Raw genomic sequence first — 12,931 nt, forward strand, 5'->3', positions numbered from 1 at the left:
CTTACAGGCTCCATACCGAATGATCTTCCAGCAGAGGATTGGCTCGATCGAGCGCCGCCTTCACATCGACGACGACACCGTTCTCGCTCAAGAGATCGAGGATCTGGGCGGCCCCTTCGGCCAAATAGGATTTGTGGGGAACGGCAAGCACGAGGGCGTCGAGCTTGCCGAAATCCTGCAGTTCTTTGAGCTTTATGCCATATTCTTCTTCAGCTTCCGAATAGCTCGCCATCGGGTCGTGCACCAGCGGCTCGAGGCCGAATTGACGCAGTTCACTGATAATGTCCGGCACGCGGCTGTTGCGCAGGTCGGGTACATTTTCCTTGAAGGTCAGCCCGAATATGCCGATGCGCGCCCCGTTGATCGGCTTTTTCGCCGCGACCAGCATCTTGATGAGTTTCTGGGCAATGAAGGCACCCATGCCGTCATTGATGCGGCGGCCGGAAAGGATGACCTCGGGGTGGTAGCCGAGTTCTTCCGCCTTGGCCGTCAGGTAGTAGGGATCGACGCCGATGCAGTGACCACCGACCAGGCCGGGAGTGAAGGGCAGGAAGTTCCATTTGGTCCGCGCCGCCTTCAGCACATCCGCGGTGCGGATATCCATTTTCTCGAAAATGATCGAAAGCTCGTTCATCAGTGCAATATTGACGTCGCGCTGGGTATTCTCGATCACCTTGGCGGCTTCAGCCACCTTGATGCTGGGGGCGCGGTGGATGCCGGCCTCGACCACGGCGCCATAGATGGCGGCAATCCTTTCCAGCGTTTCCGCGTCGTCGCCGGCGACGACTTTTACGATCCGCTCGAAGGTGTGCTCCTTGTCCCCGGGGTTGATGCGTTCCGGCGAATAACCGACATGGAAATCCTCGCCCTGACGCAGCCCGGAAACCTCCGCCAGCACAGGGCCGCAAACGTCTTCAGTGACGCCGGGATAGACTGTGGATTCGTAGACGACGATCGAACCCCTGCGCAGAACCTTCCCCACCGTGCGGGAGGCCGAAATCATAGGCCGCAGATCCGGCTGCCGGTTCTGGTCGATCGGCGTCGGCACGGCGACGATAAAGATATCGCGATCCCTAAGATCCTCGATCTCGCTGCTGATGCGCAGTCCGCTCGACCGCAGCCGTTCGGTGGAAACCTCCCGGGTATCGTCCTCACCCGCTTTCAGCGCGGAGACACGGGAGCCCTTGATGTCGAAGCCAACGACATCATGGAATTTTTCGGCAAGCGCAATCGCGACGGGCAGGCCCACATAACCGAGGCCAATGACGGCAATTTTTTCGTTCAACACAACATACCTCGAACACTCCGCCTGAATTAGCCCGAATTTAAAGCTGATGTCAGTGCCTAATATCTGCCTTCCGGGTCATTTCAGGTGTGGGTCGCATGAATGTGATGACCGATCAGCCGCTTTGCAATGGCTTGGAAATATGGCCTTGTCGCAGGTTGGGCTGCAGCCTTGGCGCAAATGCATAGGATGCCTATCGAAACTTTCTGGTTTCGACCCCACTTATTTGGGTGAGGCTTATTTTATTTTTTCTGAAAGCGCGGTTCGCAATGCGAAACAGCTATCTTAAACAACTCCGTACCCAGCGCGAGCAGCTCGAAGCCAGGCTTGAGCTGCATATAGCGCGCTATTGTTTCGGCGAAGGCGAGGTGGACGACGGTACCGAAGCGGAGCTCCGGCAACGGATCGAGGAAATTTCCGACGAAATTGCCGCTCTCGAGGCTGAGCGCGGCGAGTAAGATTGCTCCTGTTCCTCCTCAATGAGGTCGCGCGTCTCGGCTTCATGCGGATCCTGGAGACGGCGCGCGACGAAGGCCGCAAGTACGGCATCACGCTGTTGCTGTTGTTTGAGAGCATCGGCCAGATGCGCGAAACCTATGGCGGGCGCGATGCCGCCAGCAAATGGTTCGAAAGCGCGAGTTGGATTAGCTTCGCGGCAGTGAATGATCCGGAGACGGCCGACTACATCTCGAAGCGCTGCGGCACGACCACGGTCGAGATCGACCAGGTCAGCCGGTCGTCGCGGGCGTCAGGTTCGTCGCGCACGCGATCGAAGCAGCTTGCAGCGCGGCCGCTGATCCAGCCGCATGAAGTGCTGCGGATACGGGCCGACGAGCAGATCGTCTTCACCGCGGGCAATGCACCGCTTCGTCCCGGCCGCACTTCCTCGGCCCTCCCGGTCGCCCGGCGCCGCTCAACGCCGAACCGTGCCGCCGACGCTGCGACCACTCCAGCGACCGGCACAGGCAGGGGTCGCTTCGTCATGAGCACTCGTCGAGCCCTGCCGGACGCTCGCCGCCCGCTGATCATACCCCCGCGAGAGGAGCCTGACCGCATGCGCGGAGACCGCTTGCGGGCTCCGGCAGTGACCGGCAGGACGCGAGTAGAGCCGCGCCCTGAAGAGGGATCGCCCCTAACTTATGCAGACGAAGCCCTCGTTTCTCGTCAATGATGTAAAAAGAACCCCATCGAGCGAGTTGACGCAGTAGTTTTCGTTACTATATAAATCCTAAGACAACCAGAGGAGGCCACTATGCCTCGCGCCCCGCATCCAACTGAGCTCGTGCTGAGTTTCCAGACCGACCCGGATTCCGTTCAGGCCGCATTTCTGCGTCGTGCAATGTCGGCACTCGAACGGATTGCCGCGACAACACCGTCGAAGGCGCTCACGGCGGCTCTCGGCGCGCCGACGGGCGCAGGAACGCTCGCGCAAATCCTCAGCCATCCCGAGTTTATCGGGGAGGCGGTGAGCAATCTCGACCCGATGGTCCCGGCGCTCGCGCGCAATGTCGAGCATCGGAACCAACTGCTCCTGCGTGCCGGCGGCGTCCTTTCCGCCGAAGAAGCCGGCAAAATTGCGGGCATCACCCGCCAAGCGATCGACAAGCGGCGTCGGGGCAACGCGATCCTTGGCGTCCGGGAGGGAAGCGACTGGAAATATCCAGCCTGCCAGTTCCGGGACGGAGAGGTTTTGCCGGGGATAGCCGAGGTCGTTCGCGGTCTCGCAGACCAAGGCGCCTGGGCTACGCTCGATTTCCTGCTTGCGCAGGATAGCGCGCTCGGCGGCCGGTCGCCGTTGGAGGCTTTGCGCCAGGGTGATCTCGGCGCGGTCGAGCGGCTAGTCCGCGCCAATACCGGCGACGGCTTCGCCTGATGGCTCCGCCGGTGCGAGGACCGTCCGGGGCGGCGGCGCCGCCGCCCGATTGGTTGAAGAATGCGAACTTACCGATCACGATCATTCCGGCCGGATCGGTGTTGCATCGGATTCACCGATCGAACTTTGATCCGGTGTTTTTCGGACCGGGAGCCGGCCAAGATCCAATTTATCGATTCGATAGCGCAAGTGGACGATTCGGCGTGCTCTATATCGGCCACGCCTTCGCAGGCGCGTTCGCCGAGACGATCCTGCGCAACCCGCAACGGTTGATGGTTGCAGAACGCGAAATTGTCACCCGGTCGGTAACGGAGCTCACCAGCCGGACGGCTCTGCGCATGGTGACGATGCACGGCGCCGGGCTGCAGATCCTCGGCACGGATAATTCAATCTCCACCGGCCCCTATGAGCCATGCGGCGCATGGGCCGATGCGCTCTGGGAGCATCCGGAGGAGCCGGACGGGATTGCCTATCTGTCCCGGCATGATCCCAGCGAGGTCTGCTACGCGGTCTTCGAGCGCAAACCGATCGCCTTCGAGGCGAAGGCGACGCATCCCCTGTCTGCCATGCAAAGCGACGTCGCGCAGCTGCTCCACCGCTATGGCAAGTCCCTTTCTGCTGACGTGTAAAGCTACAGCAACTGCGGGAAGTATCAGCGGTGCGCGGTCATGATCGGCGGCTACGTCCGCTTCGGCGAACCATGCTGTTTTTCAGTGGATTCAACGCGCGAAGCTATTGCCCCCTATCATCGTCCCAAGACCGAGCGAGGCAAAGGCCTCGATGTAAAGACGAACGTGTCAGAGGGGGTATCGCCGGCGGGATCAAAGCCTGGGTCAAACATCCAGATCCTTGCTCTCCGAATTATTCATGCGTGCATCGGCTCGGAACGCTTCCATACCAATCTTGTGAAGCTCACGGTACTGCGCGGTATCTGGCGGGATCCGGCTGGCTTCGATCAAGGCGCCGAGCAGGAACGCGCGATCGGCTTTTCTCAAGCCAGCCTTGATGATCAATCCGCCGAAGATCATCTTTTCGCGCGTTTCACGCTTGCGATCGCTTGTCATCTCGCGCTGCCGCCTTCGTTCGAGAAGCATAATCCGCTGATCGAGCCTCTTAAGCGGATTCGCCCGCTGTCCTTTTTTCGCGGTCGCGAAATCGCGCTGTGATTTCGGCGAGAACCTCATTGAGCTCGGCGTCGGAAATGTTCAGTTCGGCGAGACCTGCCCTCCGTGCCGCGCTAGCGAAACGGTCATTGGCCTTGGCGACCACGGTCTTTCGTTTCTCTTTGAGCTGCTCGATCTGTGTGTCGATCTCGGACACCGTGGTTCTTGCACGCATATCTGTCCTTTCTTTCATCAGGGTCGAGTCTGATGGATCTTTTATATTGAATTAAATACGGTAGTCAAATCGACTGAAATCATATAGGAAAAGTGGAATTCATCCCGGAAATTGGTCTCTTTCTAGGCCTTTTCGCCAGATGTCTTGATATCTGTCCGGTACTGATGTGCTTGAAAAGATAGAGTCAAAAATGGCTATTATGTTTTTGAGAGCGAAATTGATCAGCCGCGGAGCGGGACAGAGCATTGTCTCGGCCGCAGCCTATCGTCATCGTACCAAGATGATGGATGAGCAGGCGGGGACTAACTTCCGCCACTTCGCAAGGGCGGACGAACTCATCCACGAGGAACTTGCTCTGCCCGAGGATACGCCGGCATGGTTGCGAACCGCAATCGACGGACGATCGGTTGCCGGCGCCAGCGAAGCGCTCTGGAATGCTGTCGATTGTTTCGAGAACCGGCGTGATGCACAGTTAGCCCGCGAGCTCATCCTTGCGCTTCCAAACGAGCTCAGCAGTAAGGAGAATATCGCCCTCGTGCGCGACTTCGTTCGCGAGAACCTAGTGTCGCGTGGAATGGTGGCAGACTGGGTCTATCACGACAAGAAGGGCAATCCGCACGTCCACGTTATGACCACGCTGCGTCCACTGACCGCGGAAGGTTTTGGGCCAAAGCACGTCGCTGTCGTCGACGACCGGGGCGAGCCGCTGCGCCTCAAAACCCCCGATAGGCCGAAAGGAGCAATTGTTTACCGTCCGTGGGCGGGCAACAAGGAAACGATGGAGGAGTGGAAGCTTGCCTGGGCTGAAACGGTAACCCACCATCTGGCACTTGCCGGTCACGATATCCGCATAGACGGCCGCTCCTACGAGGAGCAGGGGTTTCAGGGAATGGGGCAGCGCCATCTCGGTCCCACCCGCACGGCGCTTCTACGCAAAGGTGCCGATATCTACTCCGCCCCTGCAGCATTGGCGCAGCGTTACGAGGCTGCGGATCGCCTCGCTGCCGACCCCGGTCTATTGCTTAGGCAACTCAGCAACGAGCGCTCGACCTTCGATGAGGCCGAGATCGCCCGTGCGCTCCACCGCCACGTTGATGATCCAATCGTCTTTGCCAATATCCGCGCGAAACTGATGGCGTCGGACGATTTGGTAATGCTGCGACCGCAGCAGATCAGTGCGGAAACCGGTGGGGTCGAGCTGCCGGCAGTCTTCACGACGCGCGCGACGATCAGAACCGAATTCCACATGGCGCGGTCGGCATTCAATCTTTCGAACATCGGTGGTTTCGCGGTATCGCCGTCCCAAGTTGATGCCGTGATGGGTGAGATTGAGGCAGCGTCAGATAAGGCCATTCGCCTGGACGCTGAGCAGGTCGCCGCGGTTCGGCATATCACGGCCGATAGCGCCATTGCCGCAGTCGTCGGTATTGCGGGCGCTGGCAAATCGACATTGCTGAGCGTGGCACGTCTCGCCTGGGAGCGAGACGGCAGGCGCGTTCTCGGAGCGGCGCTCGCCGGCAAGGCGACGGAGGCATTGACCGGTAGTTCCGGGATCCGTTCGCGTACGATTGCTGCTTGGGAGCTTGCCTGGAAAAACGACTATGACCTGCTGCAGAAGGGCGACGTGCTGGTTCTAGACGAAGCGGGCATGGTATCGTCGGAACAGATGGCGCGTCTTCTCAAACGCGTCGAGGATGCTGGCGCAAAAGCGGTTCTTGTCGGCGACGCGATGCAGCTTCAGCCGATCCAGGCGGGTGCTGCCTTCCGCGCCATCGTCGAGCGCATCGGCGCTGCCGAATTGGTCGGCGTTCGCCGCCAGAGATATGAATGGGCGCGAGAGGCGTCCCGTCTGTTTGCCCGTGGAAATGTTGGGGAAGCCTTGAGGGCCTATAGCGACCATGGCCATCTCCTCGAAAGTGACACGCGCAATGATGCGGTTCAGCACATCGTCTCCGATTGGGCCAGCGCTCGTCTTAATGCCATTGCGAAGGCGCAGGCCGAAGGTCGAAAATTGCGTGGCGACGAGTTGATGGTTCTCGCCCACACCAATAGCGATGTGAGGCGCCTCAACGACGCGATCCGTGCCGTCATGTTGCACCAGGATGCGCTTGGGGAGGGTAGGTCGTTTCGCACAGAACGCGGCATGCGTGAGTTCCGTGAGGGAGACCGGATCATCTTCCTGGAAAATGCGCGGTTCGTCGAACCCAAAGCCCCTCACCTGACTGTTCAGCATGTCAAGAACGGCATGTTTGGAACGGTCATATCGACCGCGGCTCGAGGTGGGAAACCATTTCTTTTCGTTCGGTTGGACAGTGGCCAGGATGTCATGTTCTCCGAAGATACTTATCGCAATATCGACCACGGCTACGCCGCAACGATTCACAAGACCCAAGGATCCACCTTCGACCGCACTTTCGTGCTGGCAACCGGCATGATGGACCGACACCTGACTTATGTTGCCATGACGCGTCATCGCGAGCGTGTCGATCTTTATGCGGCAAGGGAAGATTTTCAACCAAAGTTCGAATGGGGCAAGCCGGCGCGCGTCGAACATGCCGCTGGCATCACCGGCGAACTCGTTGAAACAGGGCTTGCGAAGTTTCGCAGGCGGGACGACGCCGGTCCTTCCCCTTATGTTGACGTCAGAACGAACGATGGAACCACGCATCGCCTTTGGGGCGTCAATCTGCCCAAGGCCCTTGAGGAGGCCGGCGTGGCGGTCGGCGATACAGTGACCGTGCGCAAGGAGGGGACTGAAAAAGTCACCGTTAAAATGCCTGTTGTTAATGAGGAAACCGGCGCGAGGCATTTTGAGGATCGCGTTGTCGACCGCAATATTTGGACGGCATATTCAATTGATAAGGCCGAGGTTCGGACAGAGCAGCTTGCCGCCGAACATCGCCCTCCGACGCTCTATGCGCAACTGGTCGAACGCCTGTCGCGCCCCGGCGACAAGACGACAACGCTCGATTTCGAAAACGAGGCGTCTTACCAATCCGTGGCGTTCGATTTCGCACGGCGGCGCGGCATCGACACCATCGCGGATTATAGTCACGCCGTCGAGGTACAGGTTGAGCGTCTATCCAATTGGCTCACCGTACAAAGTGATCATCTGGCGCGGCTCTGGCAACGGGCGAACGTGCCCTTCGGGGTCGCAATCGAAACTTCGGAGCGGAATGCTGCTATTCACGCAACACACGACAAAGACGCCTTGCCCGCTCCGGGGGCGGATGCTTCCGATCTATTACCCGCAGGGAACTCCCTTACCCGATCGTTTGCAGAAGAGGCGCGTCTCGCCCAATTCGCATCTCCCGCAATGTTGCCGGCGGTCACGAAATTCAAGGAAAGCCTCGACGAGGAGGCGCGAATGCGCGTGACCGAGACTGAGCATTACAAACAGAAAAGAGCAGCACTCGCCGCGACGGGATCCGTGATCTGGCGCGATCCCGCAACAGCCGTGACGATGATCGAAGATCTGGTGCTGAAGCAGATCGACCCTGAGCGTATCGCACGTGCTGTTGCCACAGAGCCAACGGCCTATGGCCCTTTGCGCGGTAGCGGCAGAACGATGGATAGGCTGCTCGCTGGTGGCCGGGAGCGCAGGAAAGCATTGCAGGCGGTTAACACGGTTGGTGCCGACATTCACTCTCTTGGTCGATATTACTTGAGCGCTTTTGAGGCCGAAAAAGCGGCGGTCGTCATCGAGCGGCAACGGATGGCAATAGCTATTCCAGGGTTGACGAGAATTGCCCAGAATGAGCTGCGGCACATCACGTCCGAGGCTGAGAAGAGCCCGCGCGAGCTGGCACGATTGGTCCGGTCTTTGTCACGAGATGTCCGACGCGAATTTTCTCTTGTCAGCAAGGCACTTGATGCTCGCTTCGGACCGGGCGCAATTTTGCGCAACGAGACCGATGTTGCCAATATGGTCTCCAAGTCTCAGCAAGCGGTCTTCAAAGCCATCCTTGGTCAATTGCGCACAGTCCAGCGTGCCGTCGCTATAGATAGGACAGAAGAGATTATCGCTGAGCGCCAAAGTCGAACGATCAACCGTGCCCGTGGTATTGATCTCTGAGAACGTCCAAAGATTTAAAAGGAAAATGACAGGGTCTGAACATGCCGCGGACTATGCCAGGGTGATCGGCAGTCGATCGAAATCAATGTGGACAATTCAACCACTGATTAAGTGCGACGGTCCATGACTTCAATTCTTCAGCGATCGAAAGAGGCCGCTTTCCTAAGCGCTTAGGTTTTGATATAAAGTGAACATAGGTGCCAACGGTGTTGAATTTCGCAGGGCTGCGAGCGGTCATTTATCCCAACGATCATCGGCCTGCCCATGTACACGTCATTGGCAACGGCTGCTCTGCGGTTTTCATTATGAACTGCCCTGATGGGCCGCCAGAGCTGAGAGAGAACAGAGGGTTCGGAAAACCAGAACTCGGTAGGATCGTAAGGAGTTTGAACGATGCGCGAAAAAGTATCTGCGAAGCGTGGAGACGCATCCATGGAGATTTCCGATCTTGAGTTCGACATGGCCAACATGAGCGGAATGAAGTCGCAGATGGGGCCATATGCCACGTCGGCCCGCTACGACGCAGAGCATGACGCCATTGTTGTGGTGCTCAACAACGGATCGTTCCTGGGCTTCCCCGTCGAGAAACTGCAAGGGCTCCAAGGTGCTAACGCTTCGCAATTGAACAACGTCCTTGTCGAGGCCAAGGGCCTTGGGCTTCACTGGCCGGATATCGATGCCGATCTCTATGTGCCAGCTCTGATGGACGGAGTTTTGGGTTCCAGAAAATGGATGGCAGCGCAATTGGGTTCGACTGGTGGGAAGGCAAAGTCCGGTGCGAAAGCTAGTTCATCGAGACTCAATGGCCTAAAGGGTGGTCGCCCTAAGAAGAGTGCAGCCGCGTAGTCGCTCCTCCAGCCCGCCTGAAAAGGAGGCCTTGGTAGGCAGGTACTTCGCTGGTGGCAGTTGCTACCTAATTCCGCAAATATCTCGACATCGGCGGCTGTTCGGCGCGATAAGGTCGGAGACGATCAAAGCGAGCGAGAAAGCGATGAAGCCGAGTCTGCCTACCCTTCTGAGCATCAATGGCGGCTATGTCGATACCGCCGGCTTCCTTGCCCTGCATGGACTGTTCACAGCGCATGTGACGGGCAATTTCGTCACGCTCGGCGCTTCACTGGCGCTTGGAACCTCGGGCGCGCTGGCCAAGCTTCTGGCGCTGCCGACCTTCTGTGCCGTCGTCATCCTCGCACGTCTCATTGGCGGCGAGCTCTCGCGGCGCAATCTGCCGACGCTGCGGATCATCCTGACGCTGAAATTCCTGCTACTCGCGTTTGCGGCGATCCTCGCTTTGCGCTTTGGCCCGTTCGGCGATGGAGATGGCTGGCAGCCGCTTCTGATAGGCATGACGCTTGTCGCCGCCATGGCCATTCAGACGACGGCGCACCGCATTCACCTCGGCTCGACGCCGCCGACGACGATGATGACGGGCACGACGACGCAGATCATGATCGACATCGCCGATCTGCTGCGAGGCGCCAAGGCGGAGGAAAAAGCGGCAATGAAAGCGCGGCTGGGCCGCATGGGGACTGCGGTCGGCGGTTTTGCCTTCGGTTGTGCGCTGGCGGCGGCGCTATTCTTGTTTGTCGGCATGGCCTGTTTCCTGCTGCCGCCGGTTCTGGCGCTTGCGGGAATTCTCATGCATACCGGCAAGGTGGAGGTGAAGCCGGCTTAGCTTTCGGCCTGGGCTTGCTCTTGATACTACCAATCTTGCTCCTTTCTTGCGCCTTGCAAGTCGGCTACAGCTCTCTAAGTGTAACCGTCGGATCGAACTGGTCCGTCGCGCTTTAGGCGGCAAATCCTTGTGAGTTAAGAAGGGATGGTCATGGCAGGAGAAACGGTGCTTGTGGTCGGCGGAGCCGGATATATCGGTTCGCACACATGTCTGGATCTGGCGAACAAGGGGTTCAAGCCCGTCGTCTACGACAATTTCTCCAACGGTCATCGTGAATTCGTCAAATGGGGTCCCGCCGAGGAAGGCGATATCCGCGATCGCGCCCGTCTCGACGAGGTGCTGGCCAAGCACAAGCCCGCCGCCATCCTGCATTTCGCCGCGCTGATTGAGGTCGGCGAGTCGGTCAAGGATCCCGTTTCTTTCTATGAAAACAACGTCATTGGCACGCTGACCCTGCTTTCGGCGGCCCAGGCGGCCGGTGTGAAGGCTTTTGTCTTTTCCTCGACTTGCGCGACCTACGGCCTGCCGCAGAGCGTGCCGCTCGACGAAAGCCACCAGCAGGTGCCGATCAATCCCTACGGCCGCACGAAATATATCGTCGAGCAGGCGCTTGCCGATTACGACCAGTACAAGGGGCTGCGCTCCGTCATACTGCGCTATTTCAATGCTGCCGGCGCCGATTTCGAGGGGCGCATCGGCGAGTGGCATACGCCGGAAACCCATGCTATCCCGCTCGCCATCGATGCGGCCCTTGGAAGGCGTCAGGGCTTCAAGGTGTTCGGCAGCGATTATGATACGCGCGACGGCACCTGCGTGCGCGATTATATCCATGTGCTCGATCTCGCCGATGCCCATGTGCGCGCCGTGGAATACCTGCTTGAAGGCGGCGATTCCGTCGCGCTCAATCTCGGCACGGGCACGGGGACGACGGTGAAGGAACTGCTGGGCACGATCGAAACCGTGTCGAACCGTCCGTTCCCGGTCGAATATGTCGGCCGCCGCGAGGGCGATTCGACGACGCTGGTGGCCAACAATGACAAGGCCCGCGATGTTCTCGGCTGGTCGCCGCAATACGATCTGACGGAGATCATCCAATCCGCATGGAACTGGCATGCCAAATCCAACCAGCACTGAACGACGTTCTTTCGTTGGTGCTGCGGGCAAACGTCCGAACGTCCTGTTGATTTCGGCCGACCAGTGGCGGGGAGATTGCCTTTCCGCCGTCGGACATCAATGCGTAAAGACGCCGAATGTCGATGCGCTCGCCCAGGACGGCGTGCTCTTCCGGCGGCATTATGCCGGAACGGCGCCCTGTTCGCCGGCGCGGGCGACGCTCTATACCGGCCTCTATCAGATGAACCATCGCGTTTGCCGCAATGGTTCGCCATTGGACGCACGTTTCGACAATATCGCGCTTGCCGCACGCCGGGCCGGCTATGATCCGACGCTGTTCGGCTATACCGACACCGCACCGGATCCGCGTGACCGCGATCCCCATGATCCGCATTTGACGACCTATGAGGGCGTGTTGCCGGGCTTTACGGCGCGGCAGCTTCTGCCTGAACATGAGAAACAATGGCTATCCTGGCTGCGGTCGCGCGGCCATGCCGATGCCGTCAGCCGCGATATCCACATTCCCGTCGGCGCCGAGCCCGGCGAAATTTCCAACAATGCGCCTGCCTATTCCAAGGACGAGACGCAGACGGCTTTCATGGCGGGCGAGTTCATCCGCTGGCTTGGAGAGCAGGATCAGCCCTGGTTCGCGCATGTTTCATTCCTGCGGCCGCACCCGCCTTTCTCGGTGCCGGAGCCGTATAACCGCATGTTCTCGGCGGCCGACGGCCCGGCTTTTGTGCGCGCTGCCGACCGCGAGACGGAAATGGCAGCGCATCCGCTGCTCGCGTTCGGCTTACCCTTGATCGGCAAGGGCGGCTTCATGTATGGCGGCAAAGGCTGCATCGATGAGTGGACGTCCGAGGATTTTGCGGCCATCCGCGCGATTTACTACGGCATGATCGCCGAGGTCGACGCGCAGCTTGGGCGGATCTGGCAGGCGTTGAAGGACGCCGGCGCCTGGGACGATACGGTCATCGTCTTCACCTCCGACCATGCCGAGATGATGGGCGATCACTGGATGCTCGGCAAGGGCGGCTTCTTCGATGGCAGCTATCATGTGCCGCTCGTTATTCGTGACCCCGGCCAACCCGCCACCCATGGCCGCCAGGTAGAGCATTTCACCAGTGCTGCGGATATTTTCCCGAACCTGTGCAACCGGCTTGGCGTCGTGCCGGCAAACCATGTTGACGGCAACAGCCTGCTGCCGTTCCTTTCCGGTTCCGAACCGGAAAACTGGCGCGATGCAGCCTTCTGGGAGTTCGATTTCCGCGATATTGCGCAGGGCATTCCCGAGCGGCATTTCAACTTGCGGTCCAATGCCTGCAATCTGGCCGTCGTGCGCGACGAGCGCTTTAAATACATCCATTGCGCCGGGCTTCCGCCGCTGCTCTTCGATCTTGAGAAGGATCCGGCCGAGCTTTCGAATGTCGCCAATGACAGCGCCTACGCGGCAACCAGGCTTGCCTATGCCGAAAAGCTGCTTTCTCTTCGGGCGGAGCATCTGGACCAGACGCTTGCCTATACGGAGTTGACGGAAAAAGGGCCGGTTTCGCTCCGGCCCTAAATAAT

12 protein-coding genes and 1 pseudogene are annotated in these 12,931 nt (G+C 59.2%); 10 read left to right on the forward strand and 3 right to left on the reverse strand.

Translation table 11 applies throughout. From position 1 onward, the window contains the following. Nucleotide 1: 1 nt before the first annotated feature. Nucleotides 2–1,288, reverse strand: a complete 1,287-nt coding sequence (locus FHT85_RS17750) for a nucleotide sugar dehydrogenase (protein ID WP_112410930.1) — start codon at nt 1,286–1,288, stop codon at nt 2–4. Between the two features lie 266 nt (nt 1,289–1,554). Here FHT85_RS17750 and FHT85_RS17755 point away from each other — a divergent pair, with 266 nt between their 5' ends. The 4 genes and pseudogenes from FHT85_RS17755 (at nt 1,555) to FHT85_RS17770 (ending at nt 3,787) form a co-directional block, all read left to right on the forward strand. Continuing rightward, on the forward strand, nt 1,555–1,743 hold the full coding sequence (locus FHT85_RS17755) for a hypothetical protein (protein ID WP_112410931.1): 189 nt from the start codon (nt 1,555–1,557) through the stop codon (nt 1,741–1,743). Nucleotides 1,744–1,751: 8 nt separating this feature from the next. After that, nucleotides 1,752–2,165: pseudogene (locus FHT85_RS17760) on the forward strand (type IV secretory system conjugative DNA transfer family protein); the annotation flags it as partial. Nucleotides 2,166–2,537: 372 nt separating this feature from the next. After that, the gene (locus FHT85_RS17765) at nt 2,538–3,158 is read left to right on the forward strand and encodes a DNA-binding protein (protein WP_112410932.1); all 621 of its coding nucleotides are present in this window, start codon (nt 2,538–2,540) and stop codon (nt 3,156–3,158) included. After that, nucleotides 3,155–3,787, forward strand: coding sequence for an RES family NAD+ phosphorylase (locus FHT85_RS17770; protein ID WP_409527341.1), 633 nt, complete (start codon nt 3,155–3,157; stop codon nt 3,785–3,787). Before FHT85_RS17765 ends, FHT85_RS17770 begins: the two co-directional genes overlap by 4 nt. A gap of 204 nt (nt 3,788–3,991) precedes the next feature. On the opposite strand, the gene FHT85_RS17775 is transcribed toward FHT85_RS17770, so the two are convergent. Both FHT85_RS17775 and FHT85_RS17780 read right to left on the reverse strand, forming a co-directional pair. After that, nucleotides 3,992–4,222 carry a conjugal transfer protein TraD gene (locus FHT85_RS17775; RefSeq protein WP_095436082.1) on the reverse strand — a complete coding sequence of 77 codons (231 nt, stop codon included), beginning with the start codon at nt 4,220–4,222 and terminating at the stop codon, nt 3,992–3,994. Between the two features lie 49 nt (nt 4,223–4,271). After that, nucleotides 4,272–4,514 (reverse strand): TraC family protein, encoded by a 243-nt coding sequence (locus FHT85_RS17780; RefSeq protein ID WP_312861351.1) that lies wholly within the window; start codon nt 4,512–4,514, stop codon nt 4,272–4,274. 172 nt (nt 4,515–4,686) lie between these two features. Here FHT85_RS17780 and traA point away from each other — a divergent pair, with 172 nt between their 5' ends. The 6 genes from traA to FHT85_RS17810 all read left to right on the forward strand — a co-directional run bounded on the left by traA (nt 4,687) and on the right by FHT85_RS17810 (nt 12,926). After that, a complete protein-coding gene (gene traA / locus FHT85_RS17785; RefSeq protein WP_112410935.1) occupies nt 4,687–8,571 on the forward strand; it encodes a Ti-type conjugative transfer relaxase TraA in 3,885 nt (1,294 codons plus the stop codon). A gap of 206 nt (nt 8,572–8,777) precedes the next feature. Then, on the forward strand, nt 8,778–9,023 hold the full coding sequence (locus tag FHT85_RS17790; protein ID WP_312861352.1) for a DUF4160 domain-containing protein: 246 nt from the start codon (nt 8,778–8,780) through the stop codon (nt 9,021–9,023). After that, nucleotides 8,965–9,417 (forward strand): DUF2442 domain-containing protein, encoded by a 453-nt coding sequence (locus FHT85_RS17795; RefSeq protein ID WP_246780021.1) that lies wholly within the window; start codon nt 8,965–8,967, stop codon nt 9,415–9,417. Before FHT85_RS17790 ends, FHT85_RS17795 begins: the two co-directional genes overlap by 59 nt. Nucleotides 9,418–9,562: 145 nt before the next feature. Beyond that, nucleotides 9,563–10,246, forward strand: a complete 684-nt coding sequence (locus tag FHT85_RS17800) for a YoaK family protein (RefSeq protein WP_112410937.1) — start codon at nt 9,563–9,565, stop codon at nt 10,244–10,246. Nucleotides 10,247–10,396: 150 nt separating this feature from the next. After that, nucleotides 10,397–11,380 (forward strand): UDP-glucose 4-epimerase GalE, encoded by a 984-nt coding sequence (galE, locus tag FHT85_RS17805; protein WP_112410972.1) that lies wholly within the window; start codon nt 10,397–10,399, stop codon nt 11,378–11,380. Further along, on the forward strand, nt 11,358–12,926 hold the full coding sequence (locus tag FHT85_RS17810; protein WP_112410938.1) for an alkaline phosphatase family protein: 1,569 nt from the start codon (nt 11,358–11,360) through the stop codon (nt 12,924–12,926). Before galE ends, FHT85_RS17810 begins: the two co-directional genes overlap by 23 nt. Nucleotides 12,927–12,931 lie beyond the last annotated feature (5 nt).

The organism is Rhizobium sp. BK312 (assembly GCF_014193605.1).
GTDB lineage: Bacteria > Pseudomonadota > Alphaproteobacteria > Rhizobiales > Rhizobiaceae > Rhizobium.